We start from the raw sequence: 23,794 nt of genomic DNA, 5'->3' as shown, positions 1-23,794 counted from the left end.
AATACAAAAAAACCAGGAGTTCCCCCCTGGTATCATCAAAAATTATTACACAGTTTACCTAGCTTAAGAAGCTGCCTCAGTTTCAGTTTCTGTCCCAGCATCTTCAGCGCTAATTTGTGGTGGCAAAACGCTCACAACAAGTCGCTCTGATTCAGCTAGAGGTGTAACACCTTCAGGAAAGGGTATATCACTAATACTCAAACTGTCTCCAATTTGTAAGTTAGTGACATCGATTTCAATCACATCTGGAATATTTTCTGGCGCACAACTAACTTGCAATTCGGTGACTACGGTATCTAACACACCACCCTCTTGTTTAACACCAACAGCAGTTCCCACAAAACGCAGCCGTACTTCTACAGTAGTGTCACCGTGACCAGCAACCGCGAAAAAGCTGAGGTGGTAGGGCGTACCCTTTGCTGGATGGATCTGAAGTTCCCGCAGCAGGGTTTTACCACGCCAAGGTGCATCAGCAATGTTTAATTCAATCAAGGTGTTATTAACTGAAACCCTTTTGAGCAAGCGCTCAACAGTTTTGGCATCAATAGTCAAAGAAATTGACTCTGTACCCTTATGACCATACAAATTGGCAGGTATCAATCCAGAACGGCGCAAAGCTCTTGGCTTGCTGCCTTCTGGACGTTTTTGAGATTCGACTGTAATAGCCATAGAAGTTGTCCTTTGTCAGTTGTCAGTTGTCAGTTGTCATTAGTCATTTGTCAGTTGTCATTTGCTCATGACCAATGACTAATTTACGCACTTAGCAAGGTAGCAGGTGTGCCGTCAGCCTGCAATAAAGCGCGTTTAGGCCCGTGGATGGGGTCTTCTACGATTATTGTTTGATCGCGGCTTGCTCCTAGTGAGACGATCGCAATCGGGACTTCCATTAATTCGGCGAGGAATTTTAGATAGTCCAGTGCTTGCTGTGGCAAGTCTTCCAGGGTGCGGCAGTGGGTTGTTGACACTTTCCAGCCTGGTAAGGTTTTGTAGATGGGACGACATCTAGCAAATTGACGAGAACTTGTGGGGAAGTGTTCGCTGCGTCGGCCATCTATGTCATAAGCTACACAAACTTGGATTGACTCTAATTCATCGAGGACATCCAGTTTGGTCAGCGCCATACAATCCATGCCGTTAATCCGCACGGCATAGCGACCAATGACCGCATCAAACCAGCCGCAGCGCCGTTTGCGTCCGGTGGTTGTGCCAAATTCGGCCCCGCGATCGCACAACAATTCACCCAACTCTCCATCCAATTCTGTGGGAAATGGCCCCTCTCCCACCCGCGTTGTGTAGGCTTTCGACACGCCAATTACCCGGTCAATCGTTGTCGGCCCTACCCCTGTACCAACGCAAGCCCCACCCGCGACGGGGTTAGAGGAGGTGACATAAGGATAAGTTCCATGATCTAGGTCAAGGAGGGTACCTTGTGCGCCTTCAAACAAAATATTGCGCCGTCGCTGAATCGCATCGGATATTTTTAACGATGTATCAACAACGTGAGGTCGCAAGCGTTCTGCATACCCCAAATACTGTTCAATCACCTCTTGTGCATCTAGAGGCGGCAAGTTGTAAAGCTTTTCTAAAATGACGTTTTTATAATTAATCGTCCACTCCAACTGCTCACGTAGCCCATCGGGATCCATCAAGTCTAAAACCCGAATCCCTGTACGTTCAGATTTGTCAGCATAAGTCGGCCCAATGCCCCGACCTGTTGTGCCGATCTTATAGCTTCCCCGTCGTTCTTCAGATGCCTGGTCAATCAACCGATGATAAGGCATTGTTACGTGGGCTGTCTCAGATATCAGCAGGTGGTCAGTGGAAATATTTAATTCTTTTAGTTGGTCGATTTCTGCGATCAAAATCTGTGGATCGATGACTGTTCCACAGCCGATAATGCAATCAGTATTTGGATACAAAATACCAGAGGGAATCAAGTGCAGTTTAAAGGTCTGACCTTTAACTACAATCGTGTGTCCAGCATTGACACCCCCTTGGTAACGAACCACAACATCTGCGGAACGACTGAGTAAGTCAGTTATTTTACCTTTTCCTTCATCGCCCCATTGGGCACCTATGACAATGACGTTAGCCAAGAGCTTATATTAAGAAGTAAAGTTTCCACAAACTATTATTATTAACACATCGTGTGAATCATGTCAAGAATAAAATTCCTGCAATTTATCGGGGTATTTAGGGATATTTACAACGTTTTGCTACCGAGAAAAGAACTTTTCAAGCTTCCTCGAAAAGCACTCTCAAAACACTTAGTTGTCAATTGAGTCAGAATATCTTGAAGCGGAAAAGACTGGCCATTATACTTTCGCAAAAAGGGCAACGACGGGAATTACACCCGTATCTCCTGGTATGCTCCAAGGAATTCTACTGTTTGAACTACGTTGCTGGGGTAGCGAACCGAATCGAACGGCTATCTTTCGCCTTGAACAGGCGGACACTTTACCATTAAGCTACACTGCCAGAAATTACCAATCTGTTTCTGTATAGTCTTTAAATAATCTAGCAAAAGGTGTTTTACCTTGGTTAATTCCTAGATAAATTGGGTCACAAATGCGTGCAGCCGCATCATTGATATCAAAGGGAGGGTAAATGCCACGTTCTTGCATGGATTTTGCTTGATTATAAGGGTGTTGGAAGCTAATCCATCCAGGATCTACTGCATTCATAAAAATACGATGTTTGGCGTATTCTTTGGCACAGGTACGGGTCATTTGATTGAGAGCAGCCTTTGCCATATTGGTGTGGGGATGTCGCCAGGGTTTGTCAACATCGTTAAATCGCCCTTCCATTGAAGAAACATTAATGATGTATTTATTAATTTCTTTGTAGTTGCTCATTAATGGCTTGAGTCTGCTGTTAATGATAAATGGAGCGATCGCATTAATTATATGCACTTCCAATAATTCTAAAATGCTGACTTGCTCATCCTTCATCAGCCAGCTATTAAAGGGACGCAAGTCAAGTTGTTGCCGATCGCCGGTATACTCTCCTAAAGGGAAAAAAGCCGAATTATCTACGCTGTCTTCGGGAATCAAAGGAATCTGGGAGAGGAAAGCAGAATTTTCGGTAAATGTGGCTTCTTTTTCTTCTTTACTAGCTAATAGCGCCGGATTCTCAGTGTTCACCGCATGATTATGGCTTACTAACCCCTGTATTTCTGGCGGTAGTTCCCCGAAAGACAGTGATTCAAACTCAAGTGACGTACCTACACTGTATGCTTGCATACAGTGTAGGCTTCTCAGAGACTCTTCAGTGAAGACATTACCTGAGCTTTGTTTTGAGTCCACGTCATGCCCTGCCGCAGACTATCAATTTCGTACCTTGAACCTTACAAGTTTTACTGTCCTAGATGAATGCTGGCTTATTTGCGCTATTGGACAAACCAATTGGTTACTTGTATTACTCAAGATGTGCCTACTTACTTTCGTGCTGTGCAACGGAGTCGCTTACTAATGATCGTAATGCCACTAGACAGAGGCTTTTCAGACACCAATGAGGGTGAAGCAAACCAATTGTATTATAACATATTTGCTCGTTTCCTCCATGTTCTACTCCCTTGCCTACGGCGAAGGCCTGTAGAACTGTCGTCAACTCGCACAGCATTCATCCCACGCTCCTAAGAGTGAGACGTGGGACTTCTGCTGAAATTAGTTAAATGACGATAAAAAGCAGGCGGACGACGCACTGTTTGTGCGGCATTATTGATAATAATGTCGAGTCGCGGGTAAAACTGGCAAACGTGTTGGGTAAATTGCTCAACACTGTGGAGATGGCGCAAATCGAGTCCGTAAACTTGTAAACGATGTTGCCATTCTAGAAAATCTGGTTCTGCTGCGTACCTTTTTGCCGCGTCATGGGGAAAACGGCTTGTTGCTATCACAGTTGCACCATCTCGCAACAGTCTCAACGCTACCCCATGACCAATCTTTACCCTGGCTCCTGTGACAACGGCAATCATACCCCGTAAATCAGCACTTTGCTGACGCTTGCTGAAGTTAAGATTTCCACACTCAACACAGAGTTCAGTGTAAAAGTTATGACCCTGTAAAAAAGTTGTCTTGCAGACAATGCAACGTGGTGGTTTGGTCATTAGTCATTTTTGTTATTCTTGCCTACTCTCTGTTAATAGGCAATTTATCCGATCTAAACTGCATTGCCCACATACTGTAAAAATGAATTTATATGAAAAGCTAGCGGATTTATTTGTGACTATTACGTATAAATCATCATCCCAAAAAATCCAAATATTTACAACTTTAAGAGATTGTATTTTGTTACCCGTGCTGTCACAATCATTAAAATATTCTCAGTATCTGCTTTTAATTTTAAATTTTAACTGATGGAGGGCATCTGCGGCAGAAGGGGCGATCGCATGATCAAAAAATGGTATAGAGTGCAAAAGCTAAAAGTAATATTCTTCCTAGCATTGGCAGTTGTATTTACTAATGCTGTAGTCTCTTATAGCAACACTGTTAAGCTGATTCACAATCAGCAATGGGTGACATCCTCTTGTCAAGTTATTACCCAAGTTGAAAGTATCAAATATACACTCAAAGATACTGAAACGGCACAACGTAATTATCTAATTACAGCAGATGCTGACGATCTCAAAACTTATTTTGCAGCTTATCGACAAACTAAGCGCAATATTCAGATTGTCACTAAATTAACTGCTGATAACCATCAAAAACAGCAGTGGATTTCTTTACTGGAGCCGAAAATTATCAGTAGGCTCAACATTCTGCAACAAGAGATTTATCTCAGACAAAACCAGGGATTTGAAACAGTTCGGCAGCGAATTTTATCTGACAAAGACAACCAAAGTAGCCAAGAAATCCAACAGCTTATTCACGACTCTTTAGAGGTAGAGCAAAATTTATTACAGCAGGGAATGCAGGAGGCGCTAGCAAGTTCCCAAAAAGCGATAGTTACATTTTTTATCGCTGCTATTGTGGATTTGGTACTGGTAGGGCTGCTGTATAATTTGTTGTGGCGTTATATCAGGCACCTTCAGCAGACGGAATTGGCCTTACACCAAAGTGAAAACCGTTTACGAGCCATGATAGATGCAGAACCAGAATGCATCAAGTTAATTGCTAGGGATGGCACCCTTTTAGAAATTAATGCAGAAGGATTGGCAATCATGGAAGTGGAAAGTGCTGATGCCTTAATTGGTAAACCAATTGATGCCGTAATTGTGCCAGAGTATAGAGCAGCTTTTGCCAACTTCCATAAAAGTATCTGCCAAGGCAACAAGGGGACTTTGAAGTTTGAAATTGTGGGATTTAAAGGTACTCGTCGCTACATGGAAACTCATGCTGTACCACTGCTTAACGAATCTGATGGTACGTTTATTCATTTAGCACTGATACGAGATATAACCCAGCAAAAACAGGCAGAACAGAAAATCCGCGAACAAGGGTTGCTGCTGGATATATCAACTGAGGGGATTTTAGTACGAAATATCCACAACCAAATCTTGTTTTGGAATCAAGGTGCTGAACGTCTGTATGGCTGGAAGGCTGAGGAAGTTGTAGGTAAGAATGTTTTGCAACTTTTGTATAAAGATATTTCACCACAGTTAGAAGATGCTTACTTGAAGGTGATGAATACAGGTGAGTGGCGGGGTGAGTTGCATCAACTGACAAAGGAAGGTAAAGTAATTATCGTTGAAAGTCGGTGGATACTGATTCGAGATGATAATGGACAAACCAAGTCCATTTTGAGTGTGAACACCGAGATTACGCAGCAGAAACAACTGGAAGCTCAACTTTTGCGATCGCAACGTTTGGAGAGTATCGGTACGTTAGCTGGCGGTATCGTCCATGACCTGAACAATATACTATCCCCAATTTTAATGTCAGTTCAACTGTTGCAGAAAAAATTGCCCGATTCCCAGAGTCAGCAAATACTGCAAACTTTAGAAAATAATGTTAAACGCGGTGCTAATTTGCTCAAGCAAGTATTGTCTTTTGCACGCGGTATTGAAGGCAAACGGACAATTGTGCAAATTCAGCCTTTGATGGCAGAAATGGAGCAAATTATCGCTCAAACATTTCCCAAATCTATCATCTGTCAGGTAGATATCCCTAAAAATCTGTGGTATGTCCGTGGAGACACAACTCAAATACATCAGGTGCTGATAAATTTAGTAGTTAACGCCCGCGATGCCATGCCCAATGGCGGTATATTGAGGATTGCAGCAGAAAATCTGGTGATTGGCGAACATTCTGCACAGATCAATATTGATGCTAAAGTAGGTTCTTATGTTGCGATCGTGGTGACGGATACTGGTATGGGGATGTCGTCGGAAGTCCAGGAAAGGATTTTTGAACCATTTTTTAGCACCAAAGAGGTAGGCAAAGGTACAGGTTTAGGACTTTCCACAGCGTTGGGTATCATTAAAAATCATGGTGGTTTTGTCAATGTTTACAGTCAGGTAGGCAGAGGGACTCAATTTACAGTTTACTTGCTTGCCTCAACATTCAGAGACACACATTCGCTGTCTCTAGAATTGGAATCAGTTGCAGGAGATAGCTAATTTATTTTGGTGGTGAAAGGATCGCAGACTAAAAAAATCCTGTCAACCAAAACTTTCTGCTGAGGTTGGAAATTGGTTACTAGAAATAAAAATATCAGTTAATATGATACGCCGTTATCACTATTCTCTTGTCTGGACTATATACCGACTCAACTCTTGGGTATTCGTTATGAATCCACCATACTTTTATTCTATTAGCCTGTGCAGGTGCGCTACCGGAGATTGAATACCCTGCCTGAGTCATTAAGGTTTCAAAAGTATTTGAGTCGAGAACTGTACTTTTTAATTGCTGTTAGTCCCTGTATTTGATGTCTGTTTAGGGTCATAGCTACCCTGGTAAGTCGTAAAAATTCTATATCCTGGTAATACTAAAGCAATTCCAGTGTAACTGTGAATTTTACCAGGATATTTATAGGGAATATCATCTGGTACGCTCCCACCAATGCGAAAACTAAAACCAAGTAGCCATATATACAAACCAGGTAGTAATAAATCCATGCTAGATGCAATAGCTTTCATTGCCTGATTTTCTTTGAAAGAAGCACAATTTCTGGCTATAGCGAATTTTTTGAAGATATTTTTCATTTCAATCCCTAATAGAGATTTTAGTGAGTTTCAAGCGTTCCAATCCCCAATAGGGATTTTAGTAAGTTTTAAGGGTTTCAATCTCTATAAGAGATAAGCTGTTTTGCAATCTATTCACTATATTTTATCTTAGATTAATTAGTTGTTTCAATCCCTATAGGGAAGTGCGATCGCTATTTGTAGTATTTGAGGGTCGCACGAGAAAGGTTTTTAAGCACACAAAAATTGGAATTTAGAAAGAGCGATCGCTTAACTCAAAATCTGTGCCAAATCCAGTATAAATCCAGGCAATACATCCTCTCCTGATAAGCTAGTAGGTAAGCGCAAAATCTCAATATCCCTTCCTGGGCGGTAAATTTCCACCTGTTGGTTTTGCGGATCAATCAGCCAGCCTAAACGCACACCATTGTCAATATACTCCTGCATTTTTTGTTGCACAGTCTTTAAGCTGTCTGAAGCAGAGCGCAATTCTACCGCAAAATCGGGAGCGAGTGGCAGGAATTTGTCGGGGTCTGGGTTCAGGGCTTCTAATCGCTCCCGGCTAACCCAGGATGCATCAGGAGAGCGATTTGCACCATTAGGCAGCTTAAAACCTGTAGAAGAGTCAAAAGCCAAACCTGTGCCATCAGCCTCAGCCCAAAACTCTAACCGGGCTGTTAGTTTTGAATTCCGATTTCCGCTTTCCCATCCAGTTGGTGGCATGATAATTAATTCTCCCTCTGCCGTGCGCTCAAGTCGCAAATCTCGATTATTTTGACACAGTTGGAAAAACTGCTCATCTGTTAGTTCAATTGTGGGGCTGAGGTTCAGAATCAGGGCAGTCATAGTTGCCTCTCAATCTTGCTAACTGTAGCGTAGCACTTGGTTGACATACTAGGTTGACCATCTATCTAGATGAGCTTCTATAGGACTAGTATTTGATTTTTGAAATCTTAGGTAGGGTGCGTTAGCGTAGCCTAACGCACCATCAGCTTGGGATGGTGCGTTACGACGTTCCGTCTAACACACCCTACAAATACTTATATTTTTTCAAAAATCAAATATGATTCCTATAGCTTAGCTACTTAAAGGCCCAATATATGCTTGTAGAGTATCTTTAACTTTAGAAGGTTGACGAACTGGAGCGATCGCAGAATAATCTGGTTTTACTGTCCAGTCATAATGACGAAGCAGTGTGGAAAGCACAATTTTCATTTCCATTTGGGCAAATTCCATACCTAAACAACTGTGCGAACCATAACCAAAACCCATTAGTGCCAAAGGATGCTTTTTATCTTCTTCACGAGGTGGTGCAAAGCGATCGGGGTCGAAGCGATCGGGATCGGTGTACAGTTCTGGTAAACGGTGAGTCAGCATCGGCGAAATAGTCACAAACCAACCAGCAGGAATGCGATAACCTCCATACTCAATATCCTTGAGAACTCCACGGTTATAGGCATACACTGGCGGATACAGCCTTTCTGCTTCTTTTAACACGTTGGTTAACTGTGAAAGTTGTTTGAGATGGGACAAGCTAAGGGGATTATCTCCCACAACCGCTAATTGTTCTTGACGTAATCGCGATCGCCATTCTGGGTGATTACCTAATTCAAATATTACCCAAGTCAGTAATGAGGCTGTTGTCTCATGTCCAGCAAATAGCAATAATAAGGCTTCGTTGATTACCTGTGTTTCGCTCAACTTATTGCCGTCTTCATCAACAGCTGCTAGTAGCAATCCCAAAACATCTTTGGATTCTTCTAAGTTACCCTGCTCAGTACGCTGGGCGATCGCTTCACGCAAAAAAGCCACTAACTTAGCCCTAGCATTTTGACCGCGACCATATAAAGTAAAAGGAACATTCCATTTGAATATTGCCATACTGCTATCTATCAGTTGTGTAAACCACTGACTTGTTTGCTCAACTTCGCTCTTGTTCTGACTTCCCAAGAATAGGCGAGTCGCAACCATCAGGGTAAGCTGGCGGAAACTAGAATTTAAGGAAATCGTTCCCTGCTCTCCCCAATCTTTGAGGAAGTCTTGCACAATATTTTGGATGGTGTCGAAGTATGTAGCGATCGCTTTTCCGTGAAATGCTGGATACATTAAGCGACGAGTTAGCCGATGTTCTTCCCCATCTTGTAATAAAATATTGTTGCCAAATGTTGATTCCAAAAAATACCACCCTATCCGCGATGACATGTGTTCTGCCTGTTCTATCAGCACCAGACGATTAGCATCAGGGCCAATTAAATAAGCGCGTTTACGTCCCATGACGCTCGTCTTAAAAACTGAACCATGCTGCTGGAATCGTCGCCATATATACAGTTCTAAATCCCGAAATATTTCTAAAGTCTCCCCCAAAATGGGCAAGCCATAGCTACCAGGCATTGACTCGGCGGATTTTAGCTCCCGCATATTTAACTACCTCCAGCAGTAATTAGCTACAGTATCTACTTAATTGTAAAGCGCAGTTAGGTTTTGTAAATCAAAATTACCAATCATGGTAGAGTTTTTCTGCGTAGAACATAATTTCTTCATTTGGTAATCTAATTTTTGATTTTTGCCGAGGATACAAACTTTCAACTGCACCTGTATCCTGTTCAATGACTGTGGCTCCTGCTTTTAAAACGGAATTTTTAAACAGAAATTTCATCAAAGGATTGACTACTTTGGCATACATCAAAATAAACGTCTTGGTAATTTTTTCTGTTTCAGGGTAGAGAATATGAATTTGAGCAATATCACCAATCGGCGTTTTAGCAAAAAAACCAGTAGTTGAAGGAAAAGCGTATTCGAGTGTGTTACTGAGATTTTTGGGTAAAATGCCTAAAATTGGGTTTTTTATAATTTCTCCTAGCGGATTATTATCTCTCCTCAAATCTTGTTTGATTGTGGCATAGTATCCTTTTTCTTCAAAAGAATTGACATGACAATATTTAATTTTAAATAGTTCTTTATGAGTCCCATTCTGGTGATTATAATCATAGTTAACCATCAGATTGCTCAAAAAGTCACCCTGAATACTTTTATCCCCAGTTACTCCAAGGAACTCGTATTCATCGACAATTTTTTGATGTAAATCGGGGATAGGCAATCTTGGCTCAAACCCGGCATAAGTCCAGAGACAATCATTGCTAATAATTAGCTCTAATGGTTTTGTAATAGGCTGATTATCCTTTTTTTCTCCTTGCTGTAGTCTGCCTTGTCCATCAAATTCTAGTGCATGAAAAGGGCAAGTAATAGTATCTCTCTCTTGACAAACCCAACCATCTGATAAAGGTGCTTGCATGTGGGGGCAGATGTTATCAAGGGCAAAAAATTCACCTTTTTGGTTTTGCCAAATAACATAATCCTGTCCGTTTAAAGTAATTTTATTAGGTTTATTCACTCCTAATGTAGATTTGTGCGCGATTAACCAAGGCGCACCAGGTAAAATTGGTTTCATTTTTCCTCCAAAATATTGATAATTTATTGAAAAATCGCTAGATGCGTTAGCAAAAGGTAACGAAATATTGAAACTTAAAAGTTGTAAACAAGCTGGTGTCGCCTGTCTTACATCTGAATGTCAATTGGGATAATTTAAGTCTTGTCTGCAATGGACGAACTGACTGTACCAGGCATTTGCTCGGCTAAGTTTGGCTACTGCATGGATAAGTCGGACAATTAACTAATTTTTTAGTTAGTAAATATTAATTTAATAAATTTCATCTTCTATGTCAACTACTAACCAATTTTTTAGTTAATATATTTTGGTTATGATGATGGAGCAACGTGGGTCGTTCAACGGAGTCAAAATTCTCATCTAAAAAGCCGCGTCAGGTGCGCGATGCAGAGGCGACGAAAAAGCAGATTCTCGATGCGGCGGAAGCGGAGTTTGCCAGAAATGGACTTCAAGGGGCGCGGACAGAGGCGATCGCTAGAGGTGCAGGTGTCACCACAGCCATGATTTACTACTACTTCCAGAGCAAAGAAGGGCTATATGAAGCTGTTCTGCAACGTCCGGCGGTGGAGATGCACGAAGGGTTCGAGCAGCTAAATCTCGATCGGTTCCCACCAGAGGAAGCCTTGAAGATGCTTGTTAAGGAAGCGATCGCTTACGAGGCTGCTCACCCGCACAGAGGAATGCTTTGGTTTCAAGAAGCAAACCAAAATCAGGGAAAGTATTTCAAACAGGGGAATTGGCAAGAAAATTTTAGCTATCTCATCAATATTTTAGAGCGGGGAATGGCGGAAGGTTGTTTCCGTCAGATCGATCCATTTCTGACCACTCTGCATATTATTGGAGTTTGTAATATGTACTTCAACGCCTATGAAAATATCAAACATACTAGACCCGATTTGCAACTGCTGAGTCCAGAAATGATTGAGCAGCATACTCAAGCAGCAGTTAATTTCATTTTGGCTGGTGTGCAAGCAATCAAAGTTAACAATATATCAAAAGAGAGCAATGCGAACAGCGACGATAGGTAAAGGACTCTTATCCATTACTGACTTTTTTGGCTGTTATCGCTGTTCGATTATTGCAATTGCGAGTGAAATTCTGCCTAACTTCTAAATACCTAGAGCTACTCTAGTTTCTGGCCCCACTACACCATCTACAAGTAGACCTTTACTTGCTTGAAAGCTTCGGACTTGGTTAACAGTTTCTTGACCGTAAATTCCATCAACCCTGAGATTACCTAAAGCTGTCTGAACGTCTCTCACAAGCTGACCTCTAGAACCAGGAGTAAGAATCACTGAACCCCCAACGCCACCAGGACTACCACTAGGACTACTTGTAGTATGATTGTTAGGTTTATCACCAACCCATCGAGCAAAAACGTATCTACCCGTAGTAAGCCTAGCAAAACCGTTTTCATATCTTTCAATCGCTGGAAGGGTTGCGCCATTTGATACACAATCCACATAAGAGTAGTTAGTGCTTGGGCCTGTACGGATACGTAAACAACTACCGTTAGTCTTTACATAAGCAGCCGAACTGACTTGAATTTGGGCAGCAACAATAAGTAATACACCAACACCAGCTAAAGCCAACCAAGCTGAAGATTTAAGAAGTTTTTGCCAATTAAATTTAGACTTGCTGATTCCAGATACCTGTTTTTTAGTAATAACTATGTCAGAAGATTCCAGAGGTGTTTCCGCATTTAATTGAGATTTAGGCGGATTATATTTTGTCTTTCCAGATGCCTCTTCCTGAGCAATAAACATGTGAGAATAAGCAAGATATTCCATAATGCACCCTTTTATATGAAAAAATGATTACTCACAGAGAACTACTAGGTTGTTCTCTGTATTTATTCTTAGTATATTTTATATCAGCAGCCTTTTAAAAGGTTTTTACTAGTAGCGAAATTAAGAAAAAATAAATAAAATTAACCTGAGTTCGATGAACCTTAGCCTGCCTTGAACTAAAGTCCTTTATATTCCGGTTTCGGACATAGTAACTGAAAATAGTTTATTCAGCAGCGATCGCGCCTTGGCTCATTCCCCAGCAACCGAGCAAATTCGTTTTGTATGACTCGATAACACTCGCAAGAAGTTGCTTCTAAATCCTCTCGGTTCAGGATGTTAATTTGACCACGCTGATAGCGAATCATTCAGGCTCGGCTCAGAGTGCTAGCTGCTACTGTCACCCCGGAGCGCCGTACACCCAGCATCTGGGCGATAAATTCTTGTGTGAGCGGAAATTCTTCTGATTGCAAACGGTCAGAAACGGTGAGAAGCCAACGAGCTAGCCGTTCCTCTATTGTATGAAGATGGTTGCAAGCACATCCTTGCGCGAGTTCGATTTCAGAAAAATCTTAAGAATTCTTGACATACTACTGCAACCGGATTGACTTGCAGTAGTATTACTAATATTAAAATAGTCAGTTCACAAAAACACTAAAAAAGCAAGTATTGTTTGCTACATTTTTAGAGTTTATATTACTCCAATCTAGCTTACTTATCTGGTTTATCTATGTAATAATAAAGAACTATATCTACTTAATACGGCTTATCTATCGGAATAGTGATATATTTGCAAATAGAGATTTTATTGATACTTTATATATTGGCTCATTGCCAAACTATTGTTGTTGTGAATAAAAGAGAGTTGTAAACAAAATCTCTATGAAAAACATCTACTCAAAACGAGTGTAATGCAAATTTCACAGTCTTTAAAATCAAGGAATTACCGTCTGTTTTTTATTGGGCAAATGTTATCGATGATTGGTAGTTAATCCACTTTAGAATACAAACTTGTGTGATAAATTATTTAAAAATCGGATTCTCCAACTTAAAATGACTACAAAACATGAAGTATAATCCACTTGGCAAGAGTGACTTAAAAGTTTCTGAAATTTGTCTGGGTACTATGACTTATGGACAGCAAAATACTGTTGCAGAAGCCCACGAACAGCTAGATTATTCTATTGCTCAAGGAGTAAACTTTATTGATGCAGCGGAGATGTACCCAGTTCCGACAAGTGGCGAAACTTATGGATTAACTGAAACTTACATTGGGGAATGGTTAAAGCATCAACAAAGAGATCGACTTATTATAGCGACTAAAATTGCTGGCCCAGGTCGAGGCTTTAAATGGGTACGTGGTGGAGCCAAAGCAATTGACCGTGATAATATCAAACAAGCGGTAGATGATAGTCTAAAAAGATTACAGACAGACTATATCGATCTATACCAAATCCACTGGCCCGATCGCTACGTGCCACGGTTTGGACAAACGGTATTCGATCCAACTCAAGTGGCAGAAACGGTTCCCATCACTGAACAGTTAGCAGTTTTTGCTGATGTAATTAAGGCAGGGAAAATTCGCTATATCGGTTTGAGTAATGAAACACCTTGGGGAGTTGCCCAATTTAGTAACGCTGCTAAACAATTAGGATTGCCCAAAGTTGTTTCGATTCAAAATGCTTACAACTTACTGAATCGAGTATTTGATGGAGCCTTAGCAGAAGCAGTTTATCACGAAGAAATCGGGTTACTAGCTTATAGTCCTTTAGCATTTGGCTTCTTGACTGGCAAATATCTAAATGGCAAACCAGAGAAAGCAAGAGTTAGTTTGTTTGAAAATTTTGGTCAACGCTATTTAAAACCAAAAGTCAGTCAAGCGGTAGCAGCTTATGTAGAAATTGCCAAGCGCTATCAACTAAGCCCAGCGCATCTGGCTTTAGCATTTGTGCGGAGTCGTTGGTTTGTGCCTAGCACAATTATTGGTGCTACGACATTAGAACAACTTAAAGAGAATCTAGAAAGTGTAAATGTAGTTCTCAATAAAGACATTTTGGAAGAGTTAGATATAGTTCATGCTCAGTCTCCAAACCCAGCACCATAATAGTTAAATAGGTAGAATATGACTTTTACAGCAACATCGATTGACCAGAATACTATTCGTCGTCGGGGTACTGGTTTAAAGGCTTACAATCCCGAAAAAGCATTCAAAGGATATACACTTTTCACACCCCTGACAGGTAAAGGTGAAGTCTATCTTTTGAACTTAGAAGGAGAAGTAGTACACCAGTGGAATCTGCCATATCCACCAGGGTTATATGGTTATCTCTTGCCTAATGGCAACCTTTTTTATAACGGTAAAACTCCACCAGAAGAACCACTACGTTTTGCTTTGTGGGCTGCATTTAAAAGTGGTGTTGTTTTAGAGGCAGATTCCAAAGGAAATATTATTTGGGAATATAAGCATCCAGATCATCATCATGATGGACGCAGATTAGCCAATGGCAACACAATTTTACTCGCCATTGAAAAGATACCTCAATCTTTAGTTCCCCGCATCAAAGGCGGCGTAGCAGGTACAGAACCAGATGGAAATATCTATGCTGATGTGCTTTATGAAGTGACTCCAGGAGGGGAAATTGTTTGGACTTGGCACGCTCACGAACACCTCGACCCAGATAAATTTACTATTACACCCCAGGATCATCGACACGAATGGACTCATGGGAATACTGTCGGTGAACTTGCTGATGGCAACATTATAGTGAGCTTTCGTAATATATCCACAGTTGTGATTATCGATCGCAAAACTGGAGAAATTATTTGGACGTTGGGCGATGACGTACTAGCACAGCAGCACTTTCCCAACGAACTAGCTAACGGTAATATCCTGATTTTCGACAATGGCGCACATCGTCGTAACATTGCTCTTAATTTCTCCCGTGTAATTGAAGTAAATCGTCAAACCAAAGAGATTGTTTGGGAATATACAGACAATCCGCCCCAAAATTTCTTTAGTGCATACATATCAGGAGCGCAACGTTTAGCAAATGGCAATACCTTGATTACGGAAGGTGCTTATGGCCGGATATTCGAGGTGACAGTTGCAGGAGAGATTGTTTGGGAATATATCAACCCTCATTTTGCCTCTCGGAATATTCCAGGTGAGAAATCGCCGGTAACTCGTGGGGAGCAAAATACAGTTTTCCGCGCCTTTCGTTATGCACCTGAAGAAGTGCCCTGGCTTTGAGGGTGACTGGATATTGGGTACTGGGTATTGAGTTAAGAAACCTCTTCCCCAGTCTTTTGTCCCCAATCCCCAGTCCCTCTTTAAAGATTTGGGATTTTGGATCAAAATTCAATTCCCAATGCCGATTAACAAGTCCTATTTACCAAGGAACTTAAACATGGCCCAAATCAAAGTATATAGTGCAGTTGTTTGTCCTTATGCTCACCGTACCCGATTGGTACTCCAAGAGAAGGGCATTGACTTCGATTTGATTGAAATTGATTTGCAGAATAAGCCTGAAGATTTTACCAAAGTTTCTTCTTATGGTAAAGTACCTGCGATCGCTCATAGCGATAACCGAGTTTGGGAATCAGCAGTAATTAACGAGTATCTTGATGAGGTATTTCCCAATCCACCACTGTTACCCAGCAGCCCTACTGCTAGGGCGCAGGCTCGGATCTGGATCGATTTTGCTAATACTAGGTTCGTTCCTGCTTTTTCTACCCTGCTGCGGAGTTCAGATCCTCAAAAACAAGAAGAAGCTAAACAGGAACTATCCAAACACCTGGAATTCATTGAAAACGAAGGTTTGGCAAAGCTATCTGGGGAAGGCCCTTACTGGTTTGGCGAATCTATCAGTTTGGTGGATTTCACCTATTTCCCTTGGTTTGAGCGCTGGGCTGCATTGAAGGAATATCGTGGCTTTGGCATACCAGAGGGATTTACCCGTGTACGCCAATGGAAACATGCTTTGAAAGAGCGTGAATCTGTGAAAGCGATCGCTCACTCTAAGGAATTCTACATCGAGCGATATGCTAAATTTGCTGCGCCTACTCTCGCTGCCGTTTAAACGTAATTTATAACTATAGGACTACTATTTGATTTTTGAACAGACACGTAGGATGCGTTAGCGACAGCGTAACGCACCATTTTTAAGGATTTGGTGCGTTAGCGTTTCGCGTAACGCACCCTACAAATACTTAATTTTGTTCAAAAATCAAACTGGATTCCTATATGTTTCAAGTGGGGTTTAAATTTCCACTTGAAACATAGAATTAAACACTCAATACGGTTCGGTTAATGTTTTTTGATGGAAATTCTAGATCGTAAAGACACGATAAACCATCACAAAGACGCGATAAATCGCCGTCTCTACAAAAGACTGATTATTGTAGAGACGGCGATTCATCGCGTCTGTTGCCTTAACCGAATAGTGTTGATTAAACTTTTTAAAATTATGAATTAGCAATTACGATTTTCCCAAAGTGAGCCGCACTTTTGAGATAATGATAAGCTTCTCGTGCCTCAGCAAAACCAAAAAATCGATCAATAATTGGTTTGATTTGATGCTGTTGCATGGCCTTATTCATCGCCTCAAACATTTCCCGACTGCCAACATAAATGCCCTGAACTGTTAAACTTTTAAAAAGTATCGGCATGGGGTCAATTTCACTTCCTCTACCAGACAATACGCCAATCAAACTAATCCGTCCCCCAATGCGGACTGCTTGTAATGATTTTGGCAGAGTCCCTGCACCGCCTACTTCAATTACACGATCTACACCTGTGCGATTCGTTAATTGATAAACTTGCTTTTCCCAATCTGGTGTTGTTTTGTAGTTGATTATATCATCAGCACCAAGCTGTTTTGCTCGTGCCAATTTTTCGTCACTGCTGGAAGTAATAATCACTCTAGCACCATGTATTTTGGCAAACTGAAGAGCAAAAATCGAAACTCCGCCAGTACCGAGTAATAAAACATTATCACCTGCGCCAATATTGCCTTTTGTCACCAATCCATGCCAAGCTGTGACTGCTGCACAGGGTAAAGTTGCCCCTTCAATATAGGATAAATAGTCAGGCAATATTACCAAACCATCTTGGTGTAATACGACATACTCAGCCAGCATTCCATCAATACCGCCTCCGAGATCGGATTTCATTTTCTCTTTGGTTAAAGAGCCATAAATCCAGTCTTGAAAGAAAATACCAGCGACGCGATCGCCTATTTTCACCCGTGTCACACCTTCCCCCACCGCTACGACTTCCCCCGCACCGTCAGATAGGGGAATTAACGGATATTTCTGTCCAGCGCCGTAAGCACCCTCAGCGACGAGTAAATCGCGGTAATTTAAGGATGTTGCTTTGACTTGAATGAGAACTTGTCCCGCAGTTGGTTTTGGTTCAGGGCGATCGACTAATGCGAGGGCATCAATCCCGCCGTTGCTTTGAATTTCGTAAGCTTTCATTGTGTTAACTGAACCCTATTGACTGAGGAAGGGGTAAGGGAAAGGAATAAAAAAGCAGTGGTTAAATATTATATAAAACCACTGCTGTTTATTCTAATAGATAAATAGTACCTACCCTAAGTTGGTGTTATTTCGCCTTATGAGCTTGGTTCCCGATCGGGAAACATACATTTATCAGAATCACAACCACTAGGGCCAGCTTCTGACATTTCGCCTAAATCGTAGCGGCTTAAGACTGCACAGAAATCATCTGTTTTTCGTCGTGCTTTCACTTCTTGATTCAAGCGATCGTAGGTTGGTTTATCGATTGGTTCAAATGGCAAACGCGGGAATGATTGCAAATCATCAAAACGAGCTAAAAGGGCTGCTGAAATATACCCGCGATCGCTCTGAATAGTTTCGTAGATTTTCTGTGCCAAAGGTTCGATTTCATCAGAACGCAGTTCCAAAGTAGCTGATGTATTGTGAGTCACATACCAGCGTTGAACCTGGAGGACGAAATCAAATTGGGCTAAGACTGAAAACTTAGAAACATCAATTTCATCAGCCCCTGGTAAATCTGCCCAAGATACAGAAACAGGAATTTCTACTAACCATTCACTCACCCGTGGATCAAAAGGATCGTTGAGCAAATTGCCCTGTTCATCTTTATCTGATTGCGAGGGAATGACGTTGTAACCGTAGTCAATACAAGCTAAGGCTACTGGATCATTTTTGCCGAAGGTGATGCGGCGAATAAATCTTTGGGCTTTGGGGGGATGCCAGCCTGAGCTAGCATTAGTTAACAAAGCCTTAGTGCCACTGGGTTGGACTGTGGTACAGCGATTTGGACGTTTGAGATTGTGGCGATCGCAATAATCCCAAACCACCCGATGTACAATATCTTTCCAAGAACTGAGATATTTTTCTTCCTCACGCTTGAAAGCCAATCCTTGTGGAGTTGCAGGTCTTCCGGCTTCCCACCAGCGCAGCCAATCAACACCAAAAGCATGGACAAAGAAATCAAATAAGCCTGTAAAAGAAACTCCCACAATCGGATCTAATTCACGGCTGTATTGATAGCGTGGTTCCAGGAATTTGTGATTTAAAAGTGCTGCTACAGATAACGCCCCAGCAGTGAAAGCTTCTTCTTGCTCTTTGTAGTTACGTGGATCGATTTGATTAAGGTGAACCTCAGACAAATTGCAGTTACCGGTTAAAGTATTACCAAATACTCCTTTGTGATATTCCGGTTCATTGAAGCAATAAGTATCGTGTAAACCTGGTAGTTCTTCTACACCTCTAACTATTTGCCATTTACCTTTGCATTTGGCATCACATCCTTTGCTTACATCCAAACGCTGGCAAGGAATTTGTCCACAGTCAGTAATTTGCAAGTAATACAAATCTTGACTGCGAACACCATAATTAGTTATCGATCCTTTATGAGCTAAAAGATTTAACGAAGAACGGACACCGCATTTAGTTAGCAATAACTGCACTCGATATGCACGTTCGTAATCAGAGATGTAAATCCTAATGCCATTGCTATGTGTATTTGTGCCGTCTGTATCCGCTAAACCAGCGATAAAGTGCAAAATTGCTTGGCGATTCCAGCTAGCAATTACATTCAGTGACTCTGGATTTGTTTTTAAACTCTTTAAGAATTCTCCAGAAAAACCTAAGTCTGTTACATCTGTAAAAGTCGGTAAGTAGTCATAATTTCTTTCAGGAGACTTACTTCCGATTACAGATAAAGCTGCTTTCTGTTCATAGAGCCTAATTTTGGCATTACCATTTTTGTCTGTAGTTCCATCTCCTACAGCTATCCCCAAAGTATAGGCATAACTTGGATCGATGTTTAATCCATCTTCATACCGAATAGTAAAAGGCTCAGTATGAATGTCATATCTACTAACATCCATCAAATCTTTGGTTTGCACTTCTTTGTATTCTTTATCAAATCTGTCTTTGACAAAGAAGCGATGATATTCGGTTGCATCTAAGTAAGTACCATCTGCAAATTTGACTCGATACAGCTTACGTTCGCTACCAGTTTTAAATGGTGTTACTTGGCTCCATCTTTGACCATTCCAAATCTCAGTTTCATCTCCGATAACATCTTTGATTTTATGCATTCCATCTCTAGTGATGAGCAAAGTATCGCCACTCACACAATGAAAGTTAGCGCCGATTATCTCACCACATGGATTTAAAGCATATCGCTGCAAACGATGTTCTAACTCATTAGCATCAAGATTGGAATGGCGTTCTTTTAACCACTCTTTTGCTGTTCCTTGTTCATAAGCTTGTAAAAACTCAACTTTCAAAGCTTGTGTTGGCAGCAAATCAATGTTCGATCGCGCGACGGCTTCACCAGCCCATTGAATCGCTCCCTCGCCACTGTAATACTGTTTGCGGACAGCATTCAGACATTCTTCTAAGGTTGGTTTGCGGTGAAAAACTCTGGTATGGTTTGCCATCCTGAGTGCATCACGTTCTGGATCGATTCGCCAGTTGCCACTTTCATCTTGCTGCCATAAGTTATCTTTGGCATCGGCGAACAAACTATCTTCGCTAGAACCTTGCCTCATGCCAGCTGATCTTCTAATGTTACCGGCAACAATTGTTACAGCTGCTTGGTCGATTAATAGACAGCATTCAACTGAATTTAATTGTCTTCCCCTAGCTTTATTGAGAATAGATGCACAACCCTGATACAGTACAGGCAATTTTACAGGATTAGCAACTCCTCCAAAGCCGTTGAGAGTTTCTCCCGCTTTTCTAACATCACTGATATCAACTAATACTTTTACTTCTGCTGAGAATTGTTCGTCAGTGGAGAGTTCTAACAGGGTTTGATATGATTCAACCCAACCTTCACGGCTATCTCCAACGTGAATAGTGACATTATTGCCTTCTATATGAGTTTGAGTATATTCACGTCGCTGTTGCACAGGAGTGCTGCCAATTTCACCTTTTACAGTGATATTCAGTTTATTACGGATGGGGGGCAACTGGTTAATAAATTGTGGTTCTAGGACGGCTCCAGTACCACAGCCCATCATTGCCAAATCCATCATTAATCCGAAGGCACTCCAGTCTTCGAGATTGGTGGAGGTGCAATTATAAGCGCCGGAAAAGTTCTTTGGTTTGGTTATCCAATCTGTGCCACCAACCCATAACCAGCGTCCACTGGGCATAGCTTTCAAGTTGCGCTGCATCTTATCGAGTATGGCAGCTTCTTCTTGAGTGAGCTTTCCCAACTCGACTAAGCCCAGGAGGGTGCGATCGCATACCTCATCCCATGTTTCCCTTAGTCCTGCCTTTGTGCGGCGGCTATAGGTTCTAAAAAATACGGGATTAGCAGCCGGTGCAGTTTCGGGAAACTTTGCACTCTGGCGTTTTTTTTCTAGCTCTCGAACCATATATTAAGTGTCTTGCGTTCTTGTTGCGTGCGGACAGATTATGACTATACGCCAAGTAGTTTGAGTATTAAAGATTGTCAAATTGTCCACTTTACGCTAGCTATAGGCCGTACTATTTGCAACATAAATTTATGATGTATAATGTCATTCACCCTTGGGTAGTATCTCAATATTGAGTTTTAATTAACACAGATTAATATATAAGTAACTGTGATTTTTGAATTCTTCTTCAAGTAATTGATTTTAAAATGATCGATATTCGTTGTGAAACTCTGCCAGACTACACAGTAATAGCTGAGGTAAATACATTAGCTTTTGGCCAAGAAAATGAGGCTAAACTTGTAGAGAAAATTCGCCATTCTGACCGTTACATTCCAGAACTTTCTCTGGTTGCAGAGGTTGAAAATGTTGTAGTTGGTCATATTTTATTCAGCTACATTGATTTGGTGGGTGAAGAAAAACTACAGGTAATCGGTCTAGCACCTTTAGCAATTCATCCACAGTTTCAAAGACAGGGTATTGGCAGCAAACTTGTACAAGCAGGGTTGGAAATAGCAGATACAAAGAAAGAAGCGGTGGTTATTGTACTTGGTCATCCCCACTTCTATAATCGCTTTGGCTTTCAGGCTTCTGTTAATTATGAAATCACTTCTCCTTTTCCAGTTCCAGAGGATGTCTTTATGGTTAAAGCACTACAAAGCTATGAAAAAAAGTATACAGGTAAGGTTGTTTATCCAACTGCTTTTGAGGGAGTGTAATATTATTTACGCATCAATATTTACGATCGGCAAATGATGCTCCCTCTAGTTCACGTAAAATTAAAACTCCTAGCAAATAGCTGAATTACGCAGCGATTAACTAGGAGTTTTGACTATTGGGAAACTGGCAAAAGTCTAAATTGAATAAGACACTGGGAAAGACTTGGCATCCTTGGGCTTCACATATACACGCTGTTTCGGTTCTAACTCTAAATCATTAAAGCGATCGCGTGTTAAATGCGCCGTCACTACTTGTCCATCATCGAAAGTTAATTCCACCTGAATTTCCCAACCCAAATGCACTAATCGGCTTATTGTTGCAGGTGTAGTGGCATCGCTGGCGCTAGTTTCAAAAATTACATCTTGCGGGCGCAAAAATACTTGTGGGTGTGGCGCATCAAATCTGCTACCTTGAAAAATCTTCGAGGTGCTGGGTAATACATTTACCGGGCCAATAAAGCTCATCACAAATGCAGTGGCAGGATTATCATAAATTTCCGATGGTGTTCCCACCTGTTCCACGCGCCCTTTATTCATAACCACAACTTCATCAGAGACTTCCATTGCTTCCTCTTGGTCGTGAGTAACAAAAACCGTGGTAACATGAACCTCATCATGGAGGCGGCGTAACCATGCCCGTAAGTCTTTGCGGACTTTAGCATCAAGTGCGCCAAAAGGTTCATCTAGCAGTAATACTTCAGGTTCTACTGCCAGTGCCCTTGCTAATGCTACCCGTTGTCTTTGACCACCAGAAAGTTGTGATGGATAGCGATCGCCTAATCCACTCAATTGCACCAATTCTAGTAACTGTTCTACCTTTCCCTTAATCTTCTTTGGCTGTGCCTTGCGAATTTCTAAGCCAAAGGCGATATTCTGCCTGACAGTCAAATGCTTAAATAGAGCATAGTGTTGAAACACAAACCCAATATTGCGCTGTTGCACGCTTTGGTATGTAGCGTCTTTACCAGTAAGCAGGATTTTGCCGCTATCAGGCATTTCTAAACCGGAAATTAACCGTAGTAGCGTAGATTTTCCTGAACCAGATGGCCCTAGCAACGCAACTAGCGAACCACTCTTAATTTCCAGGCTAACCTCATCAACTGCCTTGAAACTCCCGAATTGTTTGGAGACGTTTTCAACTACTATGCCCACTGCTGCTATACCTCTGCAACTAAATCTACATATCCTTGCTAGGATTACTGTGTCTTACATATACCATACATAGTTATTTGTAGATGAACAAGATTTAGCTACCGCAACTGCCGCAATCGAGGAAGCTACAATCAACACCACTGCAATCTAAAGAACTACAATCTAGGGCACTACAATCGGGGAAACCACAATCAGGAGTTATGCTAACTATCTCGGCACAATTGCAGCCCAAATCGGCACAATCAAAACATTCAGTATTATTGCTGCTAATAAATGAGGATTTTTGACCAACTTTACCAGATACTTGTTGCCTTTGTTGCATTTCTGCTTCCTCCTCTGTGGATTCTTCTGAATTCTCGATTTGCATAGATATATAGCGGCAAGCTGCTGCGCGTCTACGCAAAATTTGGTTAGCTTGCTTACAAGCTTGAAATCGTTCACGAGAATTGACAAAGGCTACTTTTAACCCTTCCTTAGCAATTACCCGCTTGAAGTACCCAGAGCAAGATTCGCCACCATATAGTATTCTGTGGGCACAAGCAAAACCTTTGTGTGGGGAAATATGCTTTTGATATCCGCTAATTGCGGTAGCACTAACTTGTCTAGTAAAAGAATCGAACAAGGAAATCTGCATAGTTGGGGAT

General features: G+C 41.5%; 20 protein-coding genes, 1 tRNA gene and 1 pseudogene. 6 read left to right on the top strand and 16 right to left on the bottom strand.

Going from position 1 to position 23,794, the window contains the following annotated elements; genetic code table 11:
- Positions 1-63: 63 nt before the first annotated feature.
- The 5 genes from CDG79_RS25230 to CDG79_RS25210 all read right to left on the bottom strand — a co-directional run bounded on the left by CDG79_RS25230 (position 64) and on the right by CDG79_RS25210 (position 4,108).
- Positions 64-669 carry a 50S ribosomal protein L25/general stress protein Ctc gene (locus tag CDG79_RS25230; protein WP_094344580.1) on the bottom strand — a complete coding sequence of 202 codons (606 nt, stop codon included), beginning with the start codon at positions 667-669 and terminating at the stop codon, positions 64-66.
- Positions 670-752: 83 nt separating this feature from the next.
- Positions 753-2,096, bottom strand: a complete 1,344-nt coding sequence (locus tag CDG79_RS25225) for an adenylosuccinate synthase (protein ID WP_094344579.1) — start codon at positions 2,094-2,096, stop codon at positions 753-755.
- Between the two features lie 309 nt (positions 2,097-2,405).
- Positions 2,406-2,478 (bottom strand) — tRNA-Glu (locus tag CDG79_RS25220).
- Between the two features lie 5 nt (positions 2,479-2,483).
- Entirely contained in the window at positions 2,484-3,242 is a 759-nt protein-coding gene (locus CDG79_RS25215) for an SDR family oxidoreductase (RefSeq protein WP_223278310.1), read from the bottom strand.
- Positions 3,243-3,634: 392 nt separating this feature from the next.
- Positions 3,635-4,108 (bottom strand): SDR family NAD(P)-dependent oxidoreductase, encoded by a 474-nt coding sequence (locus CDG79_RS25210; protein WP_223278309.1) that lies wholly within the window; start codon positions 4,106-4,108, stop codon positions 3,635-3,637.
- 282 nt (positions 4,109-4,390) lie between these two features.
- Here CDG79_RS25210 and CDG79_RS25205 point away from each other — a divergent pair, with 282 nt between their 5' ends.
- Positions 4,391-6,559: a PAS domain S-box protein gene (locus tag CDG79_RS25205; RefSeq protein ID WP_094344578.1), complete on the top strand. Its 2,169-nt coding sequence runs from the start codon at positions 4,391-4,393 to the stop codon at positions 6,557-6,559.
- Positions 6,560-6,841: 282 nt separating this feature from the next.
- Here the strand turns inward: CDG79_RS25205 and CDG79_RS25200 are convergent, their stop codons facing one another.
- From CDG79_RS25200 to CDG79_RS25185, 4 genes are all read right to left on the bottom strand, one after another.
- Positions 6,842-7,078: a hypothetical protein gene (locus CDG79_RS25200; protein WP_223278308.1), complete on the bottom strand. Its 237-nt coding sequence runs from the start codon at positions 7,076-7,078 to the stop codon at positions 6,842-6,844.
- A 315-nt stretch (positions 7,079-7,393) separates the two neighbouring features.
- Positions 7,394-7,969 (bottom strand): Uma2 family endonuclease, encoded by a 576-nt coding sequence (locus CDG79_RS25195; RefSeq protein WP_094344576.1) that lies wholly within the window; start codon positions 7,967-7,969, stop codon positions 7,394-7,396.
- A gap of 231 nt (positions 7,970-8,200) precedes the next feature.
- Positions 8,201-9,541 carry a cytochrome P450 gene (locus CDG79_RS25190; protein ID WP_094344575.1) on the bottom strand — a complete coding sequence of 447 codons (1,341 nt, stop codon included), beginning with the start codon at positions 9,539-9,541 and terminating at the stop codon, positions 8,201-8,203.
- Between the two features lie 76 nt (positions 9,542-9,617).
- Positions 9,618-10,571: a Rieske 2Fe-2S domain-containing protein gene (locus CDG79_RS25185; protein ID WP_094344574.1), complete on the bottom strand. Its 954-nt coding sequence runs from the start codon at positions 10,569-10,571 to the stop codon at positions 9,618-9,620.
- A 326-nt stretch (positions 10,572-10,897) separates the two neighbouring features.
- On the opposite strand from CDG79_RS25185, the gene CDG79_RS25180 reads away from it, so the two are divergent.
- Entirely contained in the window at positions 10,898-11,596 is a 699-nt protein-coding gene (locus tag CDG79_RS25180; protein WP_094344573.1) for a TetR/AcrR family transcriptional regulator, read from the top strand.
- Between the two features lie 81 nt (positions 11,597-11,677).
- Here CDG79_RS25180 and CDG79_RS25175 read toward each other — a convergent pair whose 3' ends face one another.
- Both CDG79_RS25175 and CDG79_RS45575 read right to left on the bottom strand, forming a co-directional pair.
- Entirely contained in the window at positions 11,678-12,358 is a 681-nt protein-coding gene (locus CDG79_RS25175) for a peptidoglycan-binding protein (protein ID WP_094344572.1), read from the bottom strand.
- Positions 12,359-12,585: 227 nt separating this feature from the next.
- Positions 12,586-12,912: pseudogene (locus tag CDG79_RS45575) on the bottom strand (Crp/Fnr family transcriptional regulator); the annotation flags it as partial.
- Between the two features lie 509 nt (positions 12,913-13,421).
- On the opposite strand from CDG79_RS45575, the gene CDG79_RS25165 reads away from it, so the two are divergent.
- The 3 genes from CDG79_RS25165 to CDG79_RS25155 all read left to right on the top strand — a co-directional run bounded on the left by CDG79_RS25165 (position 13,422) and on the right by CDG79_RS25155 (position 16,434).
- Positions 13,422-14,459 carry an NADP(H)-dependent aldo-keto reductase gene (locus CDG79_RS25165; protein WP_094344571.1) on the top strand — a complete coding sequence of 346 codons (1,038 nt, stop codon included), beginning with the start codon at positions 13,422-13,424 and terminating at the stop codon, positions 14,457-14,459.
- Positions 14,460-14,477: 18 nt separating this feature from the next.
- A complete protein-coding gene (locus CDG79_RS25160; protein ID WP_094344570.1) occupies positions 14,478-15,605 on the top strand; it encodes an aryl-sulfate sulfotransferase in 1,128 nt (375 codons plus the stop codon).
- 157 nt (positions 15,606-15,762) lie between these two features.
- A complete protein-coding gene (locus CDG79_RS25155) occupies positions 15,763-16,434 on the top strand; it encodes a glutathione S-transferase family protein (protein ID WP_094344569.1) in 672 nt (223 codons plus the stop codon).
- A gap of 249 nt (positions 16,435-16,683) precedes the next feature.
- Here CDG79_RS25155 and CDG79_RS42745 read toward each other — a convergent pair whose 3' ends face one another.
- The 3 genes from CDG79_RS42745 to nrdJ form a co-directional block, all read right to left on the bottom strand.
- Entirely contained in the window at positions 16,684-16,833 is a 150-nt protein-coding gene (locus tag CDG79_RS42745; RefSeq protein ID WP_189525122.1) for a hypothetical protein, read from the bottom strand.
- On the bottom strand, positions 16,820-17,833 hold the full coding sequence (locus CDG79_RS25150) for a zinc-dependent alcohol dehydrogenase family protein (RefSeq protein ID WP_094344568.1): 1,014 nt from the start codon (positions 17,831-17,833) through the stop codon (positions 16,820-16,822). The genes CDG79_RS42745 and CDG79_RS25150 overlap by 14 nt, the downstream gene beginning before the upstream one ends.
- 137 nt (positions 17,834-17,970) lie before the next feature.
- Positions 17,971-21,240: a ribonucleoside-triphosphate reductase, adenosylcobalamin-dependent gene (nrdJ, locus tag CDG79_RS25145; RefSeq protein ID WP_094344567.1), complete on the bottom strand. Its 3,270-nt coding sequence runs from the start codon at positions 21,238-21,240 to the stop codon at positions 17,971-17,973.
- 248 nt (positions 21,241-21,488) lie between these two features.
- Here nrdJ and CDG79_RS25140 point away from each other — a divergent pair, with 248 nt between their 5' ends.
- The gene (locus tag CDG79_RS25140; protein ID WP_094344566.1) at positions 21,489-21,998 is read left to right on the top strand and encodes a GNAT family N-acetyltransferase; all 510 of its coding nucleotides are present in this window, start codon (positions 21,489-21,491) and stop codon (positions 21,996-21,998) included.
- Positions 21,999-22,133: 135 nt separating this feature from the next.
- On the opposite strand, the gene CDG79_RS25135 is transcribed toward CDG79_RS25140, so the two are convergent.
- Both CDG79_RS25135 and yidD read right to left on the bottom strand, forming a co-directional pair.
- Positions 22,134-23,150, bottom strand: coding sequence for a sulfate/molybdate ABC transporter ATP-binding protein (locus CDG79_RS25135; protein WP_094344565.1), 1,017 nt, complete (start codon positions 23,148-23,150; stop codon positions 22,134-22,136).
- A gap of 94 nt (positions 23,151-23,244) precedes the next feature.
- A partial coding sequence (gene yidD, locus CDG79_RS25130) for a membrane protein insertion efficiency factor YidD (RefSeq protein ID WP_317616604.1) occupies positions 23,245-23,794 on the bottom strand: 550 nt, incomplete at its 5' end.

The sequence above is a fragment of the Nostoc sp. 'Peltigera membranacea cyanobiont' 232 genome (assembly GCF_002245985.1).
Lineage (GTDB): Bacteria > Cyanobacteriota > Cyanobacteriia > Cyanobacteriales > Nostocaceae > Nostoc.
This window is presented reverse-complemented; position numbering and strand designations above follow the sequence as displayed.

What these genes read in the sequence shown, in the direction of transcription:
- CDG79_RS25200 (WP_223278308.1), bottom strand. Translation starts at nt 7,078, where the DNA reads ATGAAAGCTATTGCATCTAGCATGGATTTATTACTACCTGGTTTGTAT.
- CDG79_RS25185 (WP_094344574.1), bottom strand. Translation starts at nt 10,571, where the DNA reads ATGAAACCAATTTTACCTGGTGCGCCTTGGTTAATCGCGCACAAATCT.
- CDG79_RS25140 (WP_094344566.1), top strand. Translation starts at nt 21,489, where the DNA reads ATGATCGATATTCGTTGTGAAACTCTGCCAGACTACACAGTAATAGCT.
- CDG79_RS25155 (WP_094344569.1), top strand. Translation starts at nt 15,763, where the DNA reads ATGGCCCAAATCAAAGTATATAGTGCAGTTGTTTGTCCTTATGCTCAC.
- CDG79_RS25215 (WP_223278310.1), bottom strand. Translation starts at nt 3,242, where the DNA reads ATGCAAGCATACAGTGTAGGTACGTCACTTGAGTTTGAATCACTGTCT.
- CDG79_RS25210 (WP_223278309.1), bottom strand. Translation starts at nt 4,108, where the DNA reads ATGACCAAACCACCACGTTGCATTGTCTGCAAGACAACTTTTTTACAG.
- CDG79_RS25230 (WP_094344580.1), bottom strand. Translation starts at nt 669, where the DNA reads ATGGCTATTACAGTCGAATCTCAAAAACGTCCAGAAGGCAGCAAGCCA.
- CDG79_RS25190 (WP_094344575.1), bottom strand. Translation starts at nt 9,541, where the DNA reads ATGCGGGAGCTAAAATCCGCCGAGTCAATGCCTGGTAGCTATGGCTTG.
- CDG79_RS25160 (WP_094344570.1), top strand. Translation starts at nt 14,478, where the DNA reads ATGACTTTTACAGCAACATCGATTGACCAGAATACTATTCGTCGTCGG.
- CDG79_RS25150 (WP_094344568.1), bottom strand. Translation starts at nt 17,833, where the DNA reads ATGAAAGCTTACGAAATTCAAAGCAACGGCGGGATTGATGCCCTCGCA.
- CDG79_RS25165 (WP_094344571.1), top strand. Translation starts at nt 13,422, where the DNA reads ATGAAGTATAATCCACTTGGCAAGAGTGACTTAAAAGTTTCTGAAATT.
- CDG79_RS25175 (WP_094344572.1), bottom strand. Translation starts at nt 12,358, where the DNA reads ATGGAATATCTTGCTTATTCTCACATGTTTATTGCTCAGGAAGAGGCA.
- CDG79_RS25195 (WP_094344576.1), bottom strand. Translation starts at nt 7,969, where the DNA reads ATGACTGCCCTGATTCTGAACCTCAGCCCCACAATTGAACTAACAGAT.
- CDG79_RS25205 (WP_094344578.1), top strand. Translation starts at nt 4,391, where the DNA reads ATGATCAAAAAATGGTATAGAGTGCAAAAGCTAAAAGTAATATTCTTC.
- nrdJ (WP_094344567.1), bottom strand. Translation starts at nt 21,240, where the DNA reads ATGGTTCGAGAGCTAGAAAAAAAACGCCAGAGTGCAAAGTTTCCCGAA.